Source organism: Dyella sp. 05T440, from assembly GCF_056395965.1.
In genome coordinates this window covers 38,582-54,155 of record NZ_JBFTKN010000005.1, presented here as the reverse complement: position 1 = coordinate 54,155, position 15,574 = coordinate 38,582, and the positions used below count along the sequence as shown (strand labels likewise).

The following is a 15,574-nucleotide window of genomic DNA, read 5'->3' as shown; positions in this document are numbered from 1 at the left end:
GGCATAATGGCGCCTTCGCTGCACCCCCAGGGCAGCACTCGTCAGGCGCAGCGGGTTCCGCCTTCCCCACACGAGTCCGGTACCGGCCTGGCCGGTGCCCTGCCCGCAGCTTCCCCAGCTTTTTTAGGACGGTACCGGCAATGGTGGCATTGGCGACGGAGCACGTGATCGACGTGCACCACTGGAACGACAGTCTCTTCAGCTTCCGCACCACGCGCGATCCGGGCTTCCGCTTCGACAGCGGGCAGTTTGTGATGATCGGCCTCGAAGTGGATGGCCGTCCGCTGATGCGCGCGTATTCGATCGCCAGCGCCAACTACGAAGAACACCTGGAGTTCTTCAGTATCAAGGTGGCCAATGGTCCGCTCACCTCGCGCCTGCAGCACCTCAAGCCGGGCGATCCGCTGATCGTCAGCCGCAAACCCACTGGCACGCTGGTGCTCAACGACCTCAAGCCGGGCAGGCATCTTTACCTGCTGGGCACGGGCACGGGGCTGGCGCCGTTCATGAGCCTGGTGCGCGATCCGGAAACCTATGATCGCTACGAGAAGATCGTGATCGCGCACGGCGTGCGCAACGTCAATGATCTTGCCTACAAGGACTATCTCGAAACCGAGCTGCCGCAGCACGAATACCTCGGCGAACTGGTGCGCGAGAAATTGATCTATTACCCCACGGTGACGCGCGAAGCGTTCCGCAACCAGGGGCGCATCACCGACAACATCGTCGATGGCGCGATGAGCAACGCGATTGGCCTGCCGCCGCTCGATCCGGCCATTGACCGCGTGATGCTGTGCGGCAGTCCTTCGATGCTTGATGACACCTGCGCGTTGCTGGATGCGCGTGGTTTCCAGGTTTCGCCGCGCACACGTGAGCCGGGCGATTATGTGATTGAGCGGGCGTTCGTCGAGAAATAAATCGCGCGGAACACCGCGGATTTTTTGTGGGAGCGCACCCTGTGCGCGACGGGCGCTGCGTCGAGGTACAACGAAGCGCCGTCGCGCACAGGGTGCGCTCCCACAGTTTTCTTTCTCTCAGCGCTGCGTTTATTCCCAGATCTTGTAGACGCGGCCGGTCAACACGCCTTCCACGCTGCGTCGATACACCTGACCCACGCGTGCGCCGGGCACGGCCTCAAAGCCCGGGAAATACGGCCCATACGCTTCGAGCGCTTCGGTAAGCACGGTGGCGCTCACCGCGTTGATGCGCAGACCGCGCGGCAACTCGGTGGCGGCCGACCGCACGAAGCCTTCGATCGCTGCATTCACCGTGGTGGCATTGGTGCCCAGCTTGATCGGCTCTTCGGCGGTGATGCCACTGGTCAGCGTGAAGGAGCCACCATCGCGCAGATGCGGGATGCCGGCGATCACCGCATTCACCTGCCCCATCAACTTGTCCTGCAGTCCGGACATGAATTGCGCGGGCGTGGTGTTCACCAGCTCGCCGAAATGCACGCTGCCGGCCGCGGTGACCACGGCATCGAGCTGACCTACCTCCGCGTACATCCGCTCGACGCTCGCCATGTCGGTGAGATCGACGCGTACATCGCCCGAGTGACGCCCGGCGCGGATGAGTTCGTGGTGGGGCGCCAAGGCCCCTCCCACCGCCTGGCCGACGATGCCGCTGGCACCGACTAGAAGAATTCGCATGGTGAAGCCTCGTGGATGCGCCCCGGCGTGGGTCGCCAAGCCCCCAGTGTCCGCCGAGCCGCGGTCACAATAAACGTGCCATGATGCGACCCATTCCGAACCATGGGTTTTCAATCATGGATACGCTGGCAAGCATGGCGATGTTCGTGCGGGTGGTGGATACCGGCAGTTTCGCGGCAGCCGCGGAAGCCAGCGGGGTGTCGCCGACCATGGCCGGCAAGCACATCCGCGCGATCGAGCAACGGTTGGGCGCGCGCCTGCTCCATCGCACCACGCGCCGGCAACAGCTTACCGAGGTGGGCCGGCTCTATTACGAACGCTGCAAGCTGGTACTGGCCGATGTGGAACTGGCCGAGCGCAGCGCCCACGAATTGCAGGCCACGCCGCGCGGACGGCTGCGCATCACCGCGCCGATGAGCTTCGGCAGCCGGCGACTTACCCCGGCGCTCACCGATTACCTGCAACGCTATCCCGACGTCAGCGTGGAGCTGTCGCTGGACAACCGTGTGTTCGACCTGGTCAGCGAAGGCTATGAGCTGGGCATCCGCATTGGCGCAGTCGATGACCCGCAGCTGGTCGCACGCCCCTTGCTGCCATATCGCATGCTGCTGGCGGCGTCGCCCCAATACCTCGCGAAGCACGGCAACCCATCGCGTCCCGAAGAGCTTTCGAAGCACACCTGCCTGGGCCTCACCAACTGGCGCCGCCGGGACCAGTGGCGTTTGCTCGGACCTGAGGGTGCGGAGTGCGATGTACCGGTGCAGGGGCGGCTATCGGTCGATCATGGCGATGCCTTGCGTGTCGCCGCCCTGCACGGCGCCGGCATCGTGCTGCAGCCGGAGGTTTTGCTGGCGGACGATCTGGCCGAAGGAAGACTGATGGCAGTGCTGCCCGAATGGGCGCCGCCGTCGACGCCGATGCATCTGTTGTACGCGCAGGATCGCCGGCCGACGGCGAAGCTGCGCAGCATGATTGAGTTTTTGCTGGAACGCTTCGGGGCGGAAGCTTCTGTGTAGGAGCGCACTTGTGCGCGACCGCCCCACGCAACGAAAACCCTGAGGCGCTGCGGTCGCGCACAAGTGCGCTCCTACAAAGGGCGAGGCACCTTCACTGGCGCACGCGGCCCTTACCTTCGTTGTCCCAGTATCCGAACACACGTCGCGCGATGAGTTTGTACAGCCGCTTGCCAGTGGCACGCCATAGCAGCGCATGCGGAGCAGGTGTTTGCAGGATCAGCAGCTGCCGTGCGGTCAGCGCCTGCGCGCAATACGTACGCTTGTGCTTGAGCAGATGACGCAGGTCTTCGCGCGCCAATGCGCGGAACAATGCCCCACGCTTGCCGCGCGTCCAGGCGAGCTGGAAATCCACCAGCGCAGGGCGGCCATCCACGCCCACCAGCCAGTTGGGCTCCTTGGCCGCATCGTTGTGCACGATGCCGCGCCGATGCAGGCGCGCCAGCAATCGCAGTGCATCGCGGTAATACGCGCGGTCGCAAGGTTGCCCTTGTTGCATCGGTGCGCCGGCGATATAGCTGCGCAGAAGTTCTCGCCCGTTCCAGCCTAGCAGCGCAGGCACCCCCTCCACACCATCGAGCTTGATCAGCGCACGTGCTTCGCGTGCGGCGGCGCGGCGGGCGAAAGCGCGTGCCCACCAGCAGGCCGCGTGGACATCGCGGCGGATCACGCGCACGCCATGCCGCTCGATCATCTCGATGCGACCCAGTTCATCGGACTTGAGCAGCGCGTCGCCTGAGGTATCCACAGATGCTCCCTGCGGTGGCCGTGCACCATTGTCACCCAACGGCGTGATGCCGGCGGCATGGCCATGCCGATATGCTGGGTTCTCGAACATGGAGAACCTCATGCTGGAGATTGCACTCTACGTGCTGGCCGCCCTGCTGATGATCGGCGGCCTCGCCGGCAACATCCTGCCTGCCTTGCCCGGCATCCCGATGATCTTCGGCGGCATCTGGCTGGTGGCCGCGGTGGACCAGTACCGGCACCTGGGAACGTGGTGGCTGGTGGTCATTGGCGTCCTCGGCGCCATCGGCGTGGCGCTGGACTTTGTGGCTGCGTCGCTGGGCGCCAAACGGGTGGGCGCCAGCCCCAGAGCGATCTGGGGAGCCGGCATCGGTACCGTGGTGGGCATGTTCTTCGGCCTCGCCGGGCTCATTGCCGGTCCGTTCCTGGGCGCCCTGCTGGGCGAGCTGAGCTCGGGCACCAGCGTGCTGCGTTCGGCCCATGTGGGCGTGGCCACCTGGCTGGGGCTGCTGTTTGGCACCGTGGTGAAGCTGGTGATTTCCTTTGTGATGATCGGCTTGTTCGCGTTTGCCATGCTGTTTGGCTGAGCCCGGGGCCGGGGCTGGCCATTCGGCTAGCGCGACCTTCGGCACATGGCGCAGCGTACGCGCCGCCCTATAGGCTCGGGGGCACTCCACCTTCAGGGAAGTGCTCATGTCCAAACGTCTCGCCCTGGCACTGGCGGTTTCGCTGGTCGCCGTCGGTTCCGCCCAAGCGGAAACCAAGTCGCCCGCCTGGATCGAACGCAGCAACACCGACGCCAAGGTGCTGCTCGATGTGATGGCGAAGTTCAACCCGGAATTCGCCTCGCAGATCGGCGTGCCCGGCTTCGACGACAAGGTCGTCGACATGAAGCCGGACGTCGACGCCCGCTCGCGCGCCGCTTTCGTCGACGCCAAGGGCAAGCTCGAAAAGATGCTGGCCAGCGAGAAGGACGAGAACGTCCGCCAGGATCTGCAGATCATGATCAAGGCCGTCGATCAGCAGATCGAAGGCATCGATCTCAATCACAAGTACATGCTGCCGTACCAGGACGTGGGCCAGCTGATCTTCCAGGGCGAGTTCGTGCTGCTGAAGGACGACGTGGCCGCCAATCGTCGCCCCGCCGCGCTCAAGCGCCTGGAATGCTATGTGGGCAAGACCGCGGGCTGCACGCCGCTGGTCGAGCTGGCCAAGGCGCAGACCACTGCGCGCCTGGGCGAAAAGGACCTGATCGGCCCTTACAAGAACGAAGTGGAGCAGAAGCTCAGCAATACGCCGCGCTACACCCAGGGCATCCGCCAGCTGTTCGCCAAGTACAAGCTCGATGACGCGCAGGGCAAGGCCGCGCTCGATGCGCTGGACAGCCAGCTCAAGGACTACGACAGCTGGGTGCGCACGACCATCGTGCCGCGCGAGCGTACTGATTTCCGCCTGCCCGAGCCGCTGTATGCGTACAACCTCAAGCAGGTCGGCATCGACATTCCGCCGGAACAGCTGATCAAGGAAGCGCAGTTCGAGTTCACCGAGCTGCGTTCGATGATGCAGATGATGGCGCCGGTGGTGGCCAAGGAAGAAGGCATCCAGGCCACCGACTATCGCGACGTGCTGAAGGCGCTGAAAAAGCAGCAGCTGGGCAAGGATGACGTGGTGCCCTGGTACCACGAGATCATCGGCAAGATCGAAGACACCATCCGCCGCGAGCACATCATCACCCTGCCCCAGCGCAAGATGCAGATGCGCCTGGCCTCGGAAGCGGAAACCGCCGCCGTGCCGGCACCGCACATGGACCCGCCGCCCTTCATCAACAACCACGGCGAACAGGGCACCTTCGTGCTGACCATGGGCAACCCCAGCGGCAGCAAGTCCGATTCGTATGACGACTTCACCTATAAGGCGGCCGCCTGGACGCTGACCGCGCACGAAGGCCGTCCGGGTCACGAGTTGCAGTTCGCGGCGATGGTGGAACGCGGCGTGTCGCTGGCACGCAGCCTGTTCGCCTTCAACAGCGTCAACGTGGAAGGCTGGGCGCTGTATGCCGAGTCGGAAATGCTGCCGTACGAGCCGCCGTCGGGCCAGTTCGTGGCCTTGCAGGCACGCCTGCAGCGTGCGGCGCGTGCGTATCTCGACCCGATGCTCAACCTTGGCCTGATCACCAAGGAACGTGCGCACGATGTGCTGCGTTACGACGTGGGCCTGTCCGAAGCGATGACGCAGCAGGAACTGGACCGTTACACCTTCAACAGCCCGGGCCAGGCCACTGCGTATTTCTACGGTTACATGCGCTTGCAGCAGACGCGTCTGAACACGGAGCTGGCGCTGGGCAAGGACTTCAACCGCCAGGCCTTCAACGACTTCGTGATCGGCCAGGGCTTGTTGCCGCCCGAGCAGCTCGCCGAAGCGGTGCGCACGCAGTTCATTCCGTCGCAGAAGAAGCAGGCGAAGTAAAAGCCGCCGTTTAGTTCTGACGAGGCCGCGCTTTCGAGCGCGGCCTTTTCTTTTCCGGCGCGGGTGCGTGGCTGCTTCGTTCCAGCCACTGCGCGAAGGCCGCCGTCTCGCTGCGTAGCGCCGGTGGCACCAGGATGTAGTCACGGCTGGGTGGCTCGTCCGGGCGATGACGAAAACGCGCCGCGCCCTCGAGTGCGAGCAATCCGTCTTGATCGGCTGCCGCCAGGCGCAACGCCAGGCCCTGACCTGATAACCACGCGCAGGGCTTTTCGTTGAACCAGGCCATCAGTCCGCCGAACATCGGCTTGAAGCGCAGATCGTGTGGACGTCCCAGATGCGTGGCGGCGTCTTCCAGTTCCCGACGAAGTAGCTCGATCCCGGGATTCACATCGGCGCGTCGGGCAACACGTAGAGCAACACGGCGAGATAGTGCAGCACGCTGCCGGCCAGCACGAAGAAGTGCCATACCGAGTGGTGGTAAGGCAGCTTGCGCCACAGGTAGAACGGCACGCCGAGCGTGTATGCCACGCCGCCGGCGAGCAGCAACACCATGCCGCCCGTCTGCAGATGCGCCAGCAAGGGCTTGAACGCAATCACGCCCACCCAGCCCATGCCGATGTACATAAGAACCGCCAGCTTGCGGTACTTCTTCAGCAGGCCCAGTTCGAGCGCGCTGCCCATCAGCGCCAGCGTCCATACCGTGGCAAACAGGCTCCAGCCCCAGGCACCCGGCAAGGCGATCAGGGTGAACGGCGTATAGGTGCCGGCAATCAGCAGGAAGATCGCGATGTGGTCGAGCGTACGCAACACGCGCTTGGGCAGCGCGCCGGGAATGGAGTGATACAGCGTCGAGGCCGTGTAGCACAGGATCAGCGTGGTGCCGAACACCGCGCTGGCCACCACGGCCCGGGTGTCGCCGTACAGCGCTGCAAACGTCACCAGCGTCACCAGGCCGGCAATGCTCAGCAGGATGCCGATGCCGTGGATCACACTGCTGGCGAGCTCGTCGCCGAAGGCATAGCGGGGGAGAGCCGTGCCGGAGGTGGCGGACATGGGGATTCCTCAAACGGAACGTACTGGAGCGTACGGCCCCGCCACCTTAGGACGCCCGATCCGATTCAACAAGAGCGGAAGCGGGCATCCGTCAGGCATGCCCGCGACGCAAGACCGCACGACGCCGGCGCGCCGTGCCGTCCGATCACTCGATGATGAAGGCGCCGAAGGCCACGCCCAGATCCCAGCCCTTGCCCGTGCCACTGAGCGCAAGCGAGACGTTGCCCTTGGTCATCACGCGCGCACCGGCCGAGTTGGCTGCGCCCGCGTGCACGCCGGCATCGGCGTAATGGCCCTTGATCTCGCTGATGCTGCTGACACCCGAGAACTTGCCCACGCCATTGGTGATCTGGCTCTTGCCGAAGGTGAGTCCGCCGCCCTTGACGCGCAGGTGCACCGACAGGCTCTGGCCGTTGTTGCAGTGGACAGTACCGCTGCCGGTGGCCGTCTGATAGAACACCGACCAGCCCGCGAGGTTGAAACTCATCTTGCACTCGATATCGCCGGCATGTGCCGGCACCGATGCCGCCCAGCCGGCCACGGCCAGCACGGAGGCGGCCATCCACTTCGACATGCTCATTGCCCTTCTCCCTGGTTGCGCGCTGCCAGTAGGCAGCAAGCGCGCGGTTCTGGCAATCGCCAGCCCGCTGCGGCGTGAACAGGCCATTCACCCAGGATGTACGCCATAGCAAGCCGCCAGGGGAAACAATGCGATAACCGGGCATCCCCTCTCTCTCCCCCGATGCCCGGCCTTACCGCCCCGCCATCCTGTGCGGGGCTTTTTTTGTCCTGCGATTTCGCGCGCTACACCGCCACCGATGGCAGGCTCTATGCTGATATCGGATTGGGAATCAGGAGAGCCGCCATGTCTGCGATCGACCTGCTGTTGCATCTGGACCATCTCGACCTGGGCGTTGCCGCTCCGCGTGCCGCCCTGGCCTTGGCGCAACGGCTGGGGGCTCGGCTCGACGCGCTCTACGTGGCCGACCTTCCGGCCACCGCCTTCAGCCTTCCCGAAGCCGTACCCGTACAGCTGGAAGAAACACAGCGCCGCGTCGCCGAAGCACGGACCCATGACCACCACTGGCAGCAGGCGTTGGCCGCCCGCTCGCTCAACGGCAGCTGGCGGGTCACCCAGGGCGACACCGTCCAGGCGGTGAGCCAGGCGGCCTCCGGTTACGACATCCTCGTGATGGAGCGCAGCCAGAAGCGCAGCGATGCGCCGGTCGGTTTCGGCTCGGTGTCGCGTTGCGTGTTTGCCAGCGGGCGGCCGGTACTGGTGGTGCCGGATGTATCGCCTGTACCCAGCGTCGGTGCCAATGTGCTGGTGGCATGGAACGGCAGCCGCGAATCCGCGCTCGCGCTCGCCGCGGCCGTGCCGTTGCTGCAGAAGGCCGATCTGGTGCGCGTGCTCGACGGCAGCGAAATGAACGCGGACATGTTGCCGGTGCTGCCCCCGCCCGGCCTGGCCGACTGGTTGCAGCGCCACGGCATCAACGCCCGCATCGATACGCTCGATAGCGGCCCCAGTCACGCCGCGGGGCCCGCCGTGTTGGAGGCTGCGCATAGCCAGGGAGCCGACCTGATCGTGATGGGCGCCTGGAGCCGCTCGCGGCTCGCGCAAATGGTGCTCGGCGGCACCACCCGCCACCTGTTCATGCATGGCGACGTGCCGATGCTGGTGGCGCACTGAAAAAAGCCCGAACCGGGCCAGGCAGCTCCCGCCCGCCAGAATAGCCTTCCATACGGCTACTTGCGCAAGTCTTTTTTTCGGGCTTAGGCTGCAAGCGCACCGACACGATCCCTCCGCGTTCCCGCGCGGCGTGCACGGGCCATCCGCCTGCTCCAACAGGCGTCAAAATTCACATCGATACGTCAGGAGGTCGCCTATGTCGTCCGCAAGCCTGGCTGTACCCCGTCATGCCCATCCGGACCATGTCCGCATCGCCGCGATGAGCGTGGCGATCACCCTCAACCTTGCCGCACTGCTTGCCCTCATGCGTCCGATGGCGCCGCAACTGGCCGAGCAGGTGCAACGCATTGCCGCCACGCCAATCAGCTGGATCACCCCGGCGAAGGAAGTGCCTCCGCCACCACCGATCGATATCAAAAAGCTGGCGCCGCCGAAGACCGTTCCACATCCGCAAGCGCTAACGCATCCCCTTCCGGTGACGCCGCCGGTGGTCAACACCACGGACGATGGCACGGTGCCAGCGCCCGTGACTCCGCCCACCATCGCTCCTCCCGAAGCGGACGTTACCAACGCTCCCGTCGAAGCCACCCTCGCCTATCGCGCGACGCCGCTGAAATATCCCGCACAGGCGCTGCATGCGCGCCTGCAAGGGCAAGTGATCCTGAAGGTGTTGGTGGACGAGAACGGCGTTCCGCAAGAGGTCGCCGTCGAACAAAGCAGCGGCTATACGCTGCTCGATCGCAGTGCACGCGAGCAGGTGCTGAAGAGTTGGAAGTTCGAACCGGCGATGGTGAATGGCCGGGCCGTGCGTGCATGGGCACGCGTGCCGGTCACGTTCAATTTGAACGAGCTTTGAGCGGCTTCGTCGCGCTTTAGAACGATCTGAAGCGGAAGGCCCGACCTGCATCCAGTGGCAGGCCGGGCCCTTCCACGGCAAGCGAAGTTCTAGTGGGCGTTGACGGGCGCCGCCGGCGCCGGTCCGCGCGCCAGGCGCACGATGGCCCACACCACGGCTACCAGCAATATCACCGGCAGGCACAAGGGCAACAGGGCGAGCGCCACGATGGGCGCGGCGATCAACAAGGCAAGGCCGCCGAACACCAGGCCGAGCACGGCGCCGACCAGGCTGAACAGCCCGCCGATCAGGGCGAAGGCGAGTTTGAAGACCAGGCCGATCAAGGCGACCCCGAGCCAAACGCCTACTATCAACATCAAGAGCACGCTTATCGCAAACATGATGTGTCTCCTCCCGGCGTCACTGCCGGCGACCGTTGCGCATCGAGCAGTTGTGGCAACCGATGCAACTTTCAAGGCCTGCTTGGAAAGCATCGTGCGCTTTTGCGGCATGTCGCGCATGTCGCGAAAGTCATGTCCCTCGCCATGCCGATCTCGCCCCGGTGTTACGGGACTTTAACGATACGCATGCTCCACTGCGCGCCGGTTTCCATGAGTGACTGCGCATGGCCAGACACATGCAACACCTCAAGGCGCTGCGTGAAATCGCATTTGATTATGGGGTGGGCGAGCACCCTGACCTTGCCTCGATGGCAAGGGAACTGAGTCGTACGGTTTACCAGAACAAGCAGGCCCTGGTCGGCGACCTGGCCGATCTGCGCGAACGCAACCGCGGCTTTGAACGCTGGCTGGTGGCGCAGCGCAACAAGCCCGATATCAGCGTGCTGGTGATGGCATGGCCCGCCAACTACGCCACCCCGATCCACGATCACGATGGCCTGTGGGGCCTGGAGATGGCCCTGCATGGGGCACTCGAAGTGGAATCCTGGGACCGTGACCAGGACGGGAAGAACCTGCGATTGACCGGCCGCGACTGGCTGGGTCCCGGCGACGTCACCTGGTTCGACGCCGACGACCGCCACGTGCACCGTTGCCGCAACCTCTCCCGGCACGACACCGCCTTGACGCTTCACGTGTACGGTGGCGATCTGGCACAGTACTTTACATACCAACAAGCTGGCGAAGCTGGCCAGTGGACCGCAAGCCAGCAGCGCAGCGCCTTGGCCGGCCGCCTGTATGCTTGAAGCCACACACGTGAAGACGCTTTTTTTGAGGGAGTGGCATGTATCGACGGGTCGCCATCATCGGCGGCGGTGCTGCAGCGGCAGCGCTGCTGAGCGAGCTACTGGAACGCCAGTTGCCGCAGCCGTTGCATCTGGACTGGTATACCGGCGGCGGTAACTCGCCGCGTGGTGTCGCGTATGGCACGCGGTCCGACAAGCATTTGTTGAACGTCCGTGCGGCCTCGATGAGCATGTTTGCTGCCCGGCCGCACGGGTTTCTGGAATACGCCCAGCGCGGCGACAGCACCATCGCCGGTACCGATTTCCTGCCGCGACGCCTCTATGGCGATTATCTCGAAGCCCAGGTGGAGCGCGCGCTCGAGCGTGCACGTGCAGCCGGCCACGATGTGCGCGTGCTGCCGTTCGAGGTGGATGCCATCGTGCCGGAGCACGATGGCGTCAATGTGATCCATGGCGAGGACAGCGCACGTGCCGACGCCGCCGTGCTGGCGATCGGTTCGTTGCCGCCGCTGCCGTTGAATGGCGTCAGCGATGCGGCGCTCGAAAGCGGCCAGTACGTGACTGAACCCTGGGGTTTTCTTGCGCAGGCCAAGCCGGACACACGTCCGCGCAAAGTGGTGCTGATCGGACTGGGTCTCACCGCCGTCGACGTGTTGCTGGAGCTTTCGGCGCTGTGGCCGAACGCCAGCTTCGAAGCCATCTCGCGCCACGGCCTGTTGCCGGAGCCACATCTGCAGCACGCCTCCGCGCCGGCTGACGACAGCGGCGAACTGATCGAGGCGATGCGCGACGAACCCTACATCCGTACCTGGATCCGCCTGCTGCGCGAAGCCATGGCGCAAAGCGCCGACTGGCGCACCGTGGTCGACAGCCTGCGCCCGCATACGCCTTCGCTATGGGCGCTGCTGGCGGATGCGGAACGCTCGCGCTTCCTGCGTCATGCACGCTGGGCCTGGGAACGCGTGCGCCATCGCATGCCGCCGCAGGTCATGGCGGCCATGAAGGCGCTTGAGGATGGCGACCGGCTGCACCGTCGTCGCGGTCGTCTGCAGACGGTCGATGTCGTCGGCGACAAGCTGCATCTGGAAATCCGCCGTCCGCACGGCAAGGGCATGGAAACCATGGATGCCGATCTGGTCATCCAGACGGTGGGCCTCAACACGGATGTGCGGCGCACGCAGCATCCGTTGATCCGCCAGCTGTCGACCAATGGCCATGTCACCGCCGATCCGCTCGGTCTGGGCGTCACGGCAACGACGGAAGGACGCGTTGCGCATGGCAACCAGCCGTGGCCGCACTTCTACGCGATCGGTACCCTGCTGCGCGGCACGCTGTGGGAATCCACGGCCATGCCGGAGATACGCCAGCAGGCGCGCAATCTCGCCGACCGGTTGTTGAAGGGCGGATAAAAAAAGGAGCGCTTGGCGCTCCTTTCTTTTTGCGTGCCAGCGATTACCAGCCGCTTAAAACCACTTTGCCGATCGAACTCGCGCTTTCCACTTGCTGATGTGCGCGACGCAGATTCTCCGCATTGATCGCACCCAGGTTGTCGCGCAGCGTCGTGCGCAACACACCGGCGTCGACTAGGTCGGCCACTTCGTTGAGCAGACGATGCTGCGCCTGCATGTCCTCGGTGTGGAACAGCGAGCGCGTGTACATGAATTCCCAGTGCAGCGAGATGCTCTTCTGCTTGAGCAGGTTGATCTCCAGCGGCTTGGCCGGATCATCGATCAAGGCCAGCTTGCCCTGTGGTTTGAGCAGTTCCACCAGCTTCGCGAAGTGCTGCTCGGTGTGCGTGAGGCTGAGCACATCGTCCACGCCTTGCGGCGCCACCGCCTTCACCGCGGCGACCAGATCGCCATGATGATCGACCACGTGATGCGCGCCCAAGGCCTTCACCCACGCCTGGCTGTCTTCACGCGACGCCGTGGCGATCACGGTGGCATTGGTCAACGTGCGTGCCAACTGGATCGCCATCGAACCCACCCCGCCTGCACCGCCGACGACCAGGATGACGCGAGGACGCGCCGTGGCGCCGCGAGGCAGGTTGAGCCGGTCGAACAGCAATTCCCACGCAGTGATCGTGGTGAGTGGCATCGCCGCGGCCTGCGCGAAATCGAGTGTGCCGGGCTTGCGTCCCACGATGCGCTCATCGACCAGCTGGAATTGCGCGTTGCTGCCGGAACGATCGATCGCACCGGCGTAGTACACCGCATCGCCCGGCTTGAACAGCGTAACGTCGGCGCCCACCGCCACCACGGTGCCGGCGGCATCCCAACCCAACACTTTGTCTGCACCCTCGGGGTTGGCGCGCTGGCGCACCTTGGTATCCACCGGATTGATCGAGATCGCCTCGACCTGCACCAGCAGATCGCGCCCTTGCGGCGCGGGCCGCGCCAACTCGACGTCGATCAGGCTATGCGGATCCGTGATGGGCAGGATCTGTCGGTACGCGACGGCTTTCATGCAGCTCTCCTTGCGAATCTGAAAAGTCAGGGAATGATCTTGCGCCGACGAAAGTCATCAAACAGTCGCGTGAACATCGCTTTCGTTTCCACATGTTCGTGGAAGCCGTAGCGCCGCGCCTTGGAACCGTCGCCAAACATGTCGTAGTCCCAGGAAAACACGAAGTCGGCAAAACGCCAGGACGATACCTCGGCATAGGCATGCGGCGCGAGGCCGTGGCGTTCGCCCATGGCTTGCCACAGCGGCTCCTTGCCTGCCATCACGCTATCGAGCGATAGCGGCAGTGGTGGCGCGACTTCAAGGCCGAAATAATCGGCGATGAAGGGCCACATCTCGTTCCATCGGAACAGGTCGCCGTTGGTGATGTTGAAAGCCTGATTGGCGCAATGCGGCTCGGTGGCCGCCCACACCGTGGCGCGGGCGAGCAGACCGGCATCGGTCATCTCCAGCAGCCTGTCGTAGGCACCCGGCTTGCCGGGAAAACGCAGCGGCAGGCCGAGCTCCTTGCTCATCGACGCATACACGGCGATGGCGAGCGCGAGATTCATCGGATTGCCCAGCGCAAAACCGCCGACCACCGCAGGGCGGATCGCCGACCAGCTCCACGCCCTGCCCTGTTGTCGCTGTTCGAGCAGGCGTTGCTGATCGTGCATGAATTCCGGCGGCATGAAGGCCGCATCGGTTTCGCGCGCCGGCGTCTTGAACGGACCGAGGTGTCCGCCGTAGACCTTGTAGCCCTGCATCAGGCTGATGTGTTCAAGCTGCGGCGCCACCGCCTCGATCGCGTCCAGCACGTTCACCAGCATCGCCACGTTCGGCGGCACCAGTTCGGCCCAGCTGGGGCGATCCTGATAGGCCGTGTAGAACACGTGCGTCACGTGATCGAGCTTGCGCAGCTTTGCCAGCGTGTCGTCGATATCGAGCAGATCGACGGCGATGTGTTGCACACGGCCAGCACCTGTCCCACCGCGACGCGACAAGCCGATCACCTGCCAGTCCTCAAGCGTCGACAAGTGATCGATCAGATTGCGACCGATCACGCCCTGCGCGCCCACCACGAGTGCCACCTTGGTTTGCTTGCTCATGCCCATCCTTTCGCAGAGAGTTCGATCAGGCGCCGACGGCGCAAGCTGCCGCGACTGGGCGGCGACGTCGTTCGAGCGCCGCGCTGACCAAGGTCACCAGCAGACCCAGCAAGGCGACCACGGCGCCGGCCACACTTACCGACGGCAGACCCAGACCCATGCCGATCATCGAACCGCCGATGAAGGCGCCGATCGCATTGCCGAGATTGAACGCAGCAATATTCAGCGTCGAGGCCAGATGCGGACCATCGCTCGCCTGTTGCACCACGCGCATCTGCAGCGGCGGCACGGTGGCAAAGGCAGCGATGCCCCAGACGAACACGGTGACCACGGCAGCGATGGTGTTGTGCATGGTCCAGGCAAACGCCAGCATGATCAGCGACAGCGCGATCAGCACGCCCACCAGCGAGGGCATCAGGCGCCAGTCGGCAAGGCGGCCACCGAGCATGTTGCCGATGGTGGTGCCCACGCCAAACAGGATCAGCACCCAACCCGTGGCGCCCACGCTCACATGCGCTACCTGCTGCAGGATCGGCGCGATATAGGTGAACACGGTGAACACGCCGCCAAAGCCCAGCACTGTCATCAGCAAGGCCAGCAGCACCTGCGGCTGACGCAGCACGCCCAGCTCGCGCTTCATGTTCGGCGACGCCAGATCCGGCAAGGCCGGCACCAGCCGCCACACGGCGATCGCGGCGATCAGGCCCAGACCGGTCACGGCCATGAAGGTCGAGCGCCAGCCCGCCCACTGGCCGAGAAAGGTACCGAACGGCACGCCCAACACATTGGCCAGGGTCAGCCCGGTAAACATCAGGGCGATGGCGCGGGCGGCCTGGCCGCGCGGCACCACATGCGAAGCCACCACGGCACCGATGCCAAAGAACGAGCCATGGCAGAACGCCGCCACCACGCGCGCCACCATCAGCACGCCGTAGTTGGGCGCCACCGCGCATAGCGCGTTGCCCAGAATGAACAGGCCGAGCAATAGCAGCAGGGCGTTGCGACGCTCCATGCGGGCCGTGAGCGCCGCCAGCAGGGGCGCGCCGGCCGCGACACCCAGTGCGTAGCCCGACACCAGCAGGCCGGCGGACGGGATGCTCACGTGCAGGTCCGTGGCCACTTCGGGCAACAGGCCCATGATCACGAATTCGGTGGTGCCGATGGCGAACGCGGCGACCGACAAGGCAAGCAGGGCCAACCGGGATGAACCGGCTGCGGCCGCAGCAGCGCTTTCGGAAGAACGTGGGGAGTTCATGGGAGGGGATCCCTGAAGGAAACGGCCGCCACTGTGCGCCTTGTAGATCTTTGCGGGAATTGAGCAAACTAGAGAGGCATCTTTTCCTGAAAGTTAAAGATGGCTCAT

At 64.7% G+C, this 15,574-nt stretch carries 17 protein-coding genes; 8 read left to right on the top strand and 9 right to left on the bottom strand.

Going from position 1 to position 15,574, the window contains the following annotated elements:
• Positions 1-140 precede the first annotated feature (140 nt).
• On the top strand, positions 141-917 hold the full coding sequence (locus AC1DE1_RS07175; protein WP_477176907.1) for a ferredoxin--NADP reductase: 777 nt from the start codon (positions 141-143) through the stop codon (positions 915-917).
• Positions 918-1,046: 129 nt separating this feature from the next.
• On the opposite strand, the gene AC1DE1_RS07170 is transcribed toward AC1DE1_RS07175, so the two are convergent.
• Positions 1,047-1,649, bottom strand: a complete 603-nt coding sequence (locus AC1DE1_RS07170; protein WP_477176906.1) for a short chain dehydrogenase — start codon at positions 1,647-1,649, stop codon at positions 1,047-1,049.
• A 116-nt stretch (positions 1,650-1,765) separates the two neighbouring features.
• Here AC1DE1_RS07170 and AC1DE1_RS07165 point away from each other — a divergent pair, with 116 nt between their 5' ends.
• On the top strand, positions 1,766-2,665 hold the full coding sequence (locus AC1DE1_RS07165; RefSeq protein WP_441604719.1) for a LysR family transcriptional regulator: 900 nt from the start codon (positions 1,766-1,768) through the stop codon (positions 2,663-2,665).
• Between the two features lie 91 nt (positions 2,666-2,756).
• Here AC1DE1_RS07165 and AC1DE1_RS07160 read toward each other — a convergent pair whose 3' ends face one another.
• A complete protein-coding gene (locus AC1DE1_RS07160) occupies positions 2,757-3,500 on the bottom strand; it encodes a protein kinase family protein (RefSeq protein ID WP_477176905.1) in 744 nt (247 codons plus the stop codon).
• A 13-nt stretch (positions 3,501-3,513) separates the two neighbouring features.
• Between AC1DE1_RS07160 and AC1DE1_RS07155 the strand changes: the two genes are divergently transcribed.
• Both AC1DE1_RS07155 and AC1DE1_RS07150 read left to right on the top strand, forming a co-directional pair.
• Positions 3,514-3,996: a DUF456 domain-containing protein gene (locus tag AC1DE1_RS07155; protein ID WP_477176910.1), complete on the top strand. Its 483-nt coding sequence runs from the start codon at positions 3,514-3,516 to the stop codon at positions 3,994-3,996.
• 106 nt (positions 3,997-4,102) lie between these two features.
• Positions 4,103-5,875 carry a DUF885 domain-containing protein gene (locus AC1DE1_RS07150; protein WP_477176904.1) on the top strand — a complete coding sequence of 591 codons (1,773 nt, stop codon included), beginning with the start codon at positions 4,103-4,105 and terminating at the stop codon, positions 5,873-5,875.
• A gap of 10 nt (positions 5,876-5,885) precedes the next feature.
• On the opposite strand, the gene AC1DE1_RS07145 is transcribed toward AC1DE1_RS07150, so the two are convergent.
• The 3 genes from AC1DE1_RS07145 to AC1DE1_RS07135 form a co-directional block, all read right to left on the bottom strand.
• Positions 5,886-6,263, bottom strand: coding sequence for a TfoX/Sxy family protein (locus AC1DE1_RS07145; protein ID WP_477176903.1), 378 nt, complete (start codon positions 6,261-6,263; stop codon positions 5,886-5,888).
• Positions 6,260-6,928 (bottom strand): PAQR family membrane homeostasis protein TrhA, encoded by a 669-nt coding sequence (gene trhA / locus AC1DE1_RS07140; RefSeq protein ID WP_441604723.1) that lies wholly within the window; start codon positions 6,926-6,928, stop codon positions 6,260-6,262. Before trhA ends, AC1DE1_RS07145 begins: the two co-directional genes overlap by 4 nt.
• 145 nt (positions 6,929-7,073) lie before the next feature.
• Positions 7,074-7,508 (bottom strand): hypothetical protein, encoded by a 435-nt coding sequence (locus AC1DE1_RS07135; protein ID WP_477176902.1) that lies wholly within the window; start codon positions 7,506-7,508, stop codon positions 7,074-7,076.
• 285 nt (positions 7,509-7,793) lie between these two features.
• On the opposite strand from AC1DE1_RS07135, the gene AC1DE1_RS07130 reads away from it, so the two are divergent.
• Both AC1DE1_RS07130 and AC1DE1_RS07125 read left to right on the top strand, forming a co-directional pair.
• Positions 7,794-8,621, top strand: coding sequence for a universal stress protein (locus AC1DE1_RS07130; RefSeq protein WP_477176901.1), 828 nt, complete (start codon positions 7,794-7,796; stop codon positions 8,619-8,621).
• 196 nt (positions 8,622-8,817) lie between these two features.
• Complete coding sequence (locus tag AC1DE1_RS07125) at positions 8,818-9,477, top strand: energy transducer TonB (RefSeq protein ID WP_477176900.1); 660 nt, start codon at positions 8,818-8,820, stop codon at positions 9,475-9,477.
• 89 nt (positions 9,478-9,566) lie between these two features.
• Here the strand turns inward: AC1DE1_RS07125 and AC1DE1_RS07120 are convergent, their stop codons facing one another.
• Complete coding sequence (locus AC1DE1_RS07120; protein WP_441604726.1) at positions 9,567-9,857, bottom strand: hypothetical protein; 291 nt, start codon at positions 9,855-9,857, stop codon at positions 9,567-9,569.
• A 236-nt stretch (positions 9,858-10,093) separates the two neighbouring features.
• Between AC1DE1_RS07120 and AC1DE1_RS07115 the strand changes: the two genes are divergently transcribed.
• Together AC1DE1_RS07115 and AC1DE1_RS07110 are read left to right on the top strand one after the other, a co-directional pair.
• Complete coding sequence (locus AC1DE1_RS07115; protein WP_477179037.1) at positions 10,094-10,660, top strand: cysteine dioxygenase; 567 nt, start codon at positions 10,094-10,096, stop codon at positions 10,658-10,660.
• Between the two features lie 38 nt (positions 10,661-10,698).
• Complete coding sequence (locus tag AC1DE1_RS07110) at positions 10,699-12,069, top strand: FAD/NAD(P)-binding protein (protein WP_477176898.1); 1,371 nt, start codon at positions 10,699-10,701, stop codon at positions 12,067-12,069.
• Positions 12,070-12,112: 43 nt separating this feature from the next.
• Here AC1DE1_RS07110 and AC1DE1_RS07105 read toward each other — a convergent pair whose 3' ends face one another.
• Genes AC1DE1_RS07105 through AC1DE1_RS07095 form a run of 3 tightly spaced genes read right to left on the bottom strand, consistent with a single transcriptional unit; the run spans position 12,113 to position 15,466 of the window.
• Positions 12,113-13,126: a zinc-binding alcohol dehydrogenase family protein gene (locus tag AC1DE1_RS07105; protein WP_477176897.1), complete on the bottom strand. Its 1,014-nt coding sequence runs from the start codon at positions 13,124-13,126 to the stop codon at positions 12,113-12,115.
• 26 nt (positions 13,127-13,152) lie between these two features.
• A complete protein-coding gene (locus AC1DE1_RS07100) occupies positions 13,153-14,211 on the bottom strand; it encodes an SDR family oxidoreductase (RefSeq protein WP_477176896.1) in 1,059 nt (352 codons plus the stop codon).
• Between the two features lie 25 nt (positions 14,212-14,236).
• Positions 14,237-15,466: an MFS transporter gene (locus AC1DE1_RS07095; RefSeq protein ID WP_441604731.1), complete on the bottom strand. Its 1,230-nt coding sequence runs from the start codon at positions 15,464-15,466 to the stop codon at positions 14,237-14,239.
• Positions 15,467-15,574 lie beyond the last annotated feature (108 nt).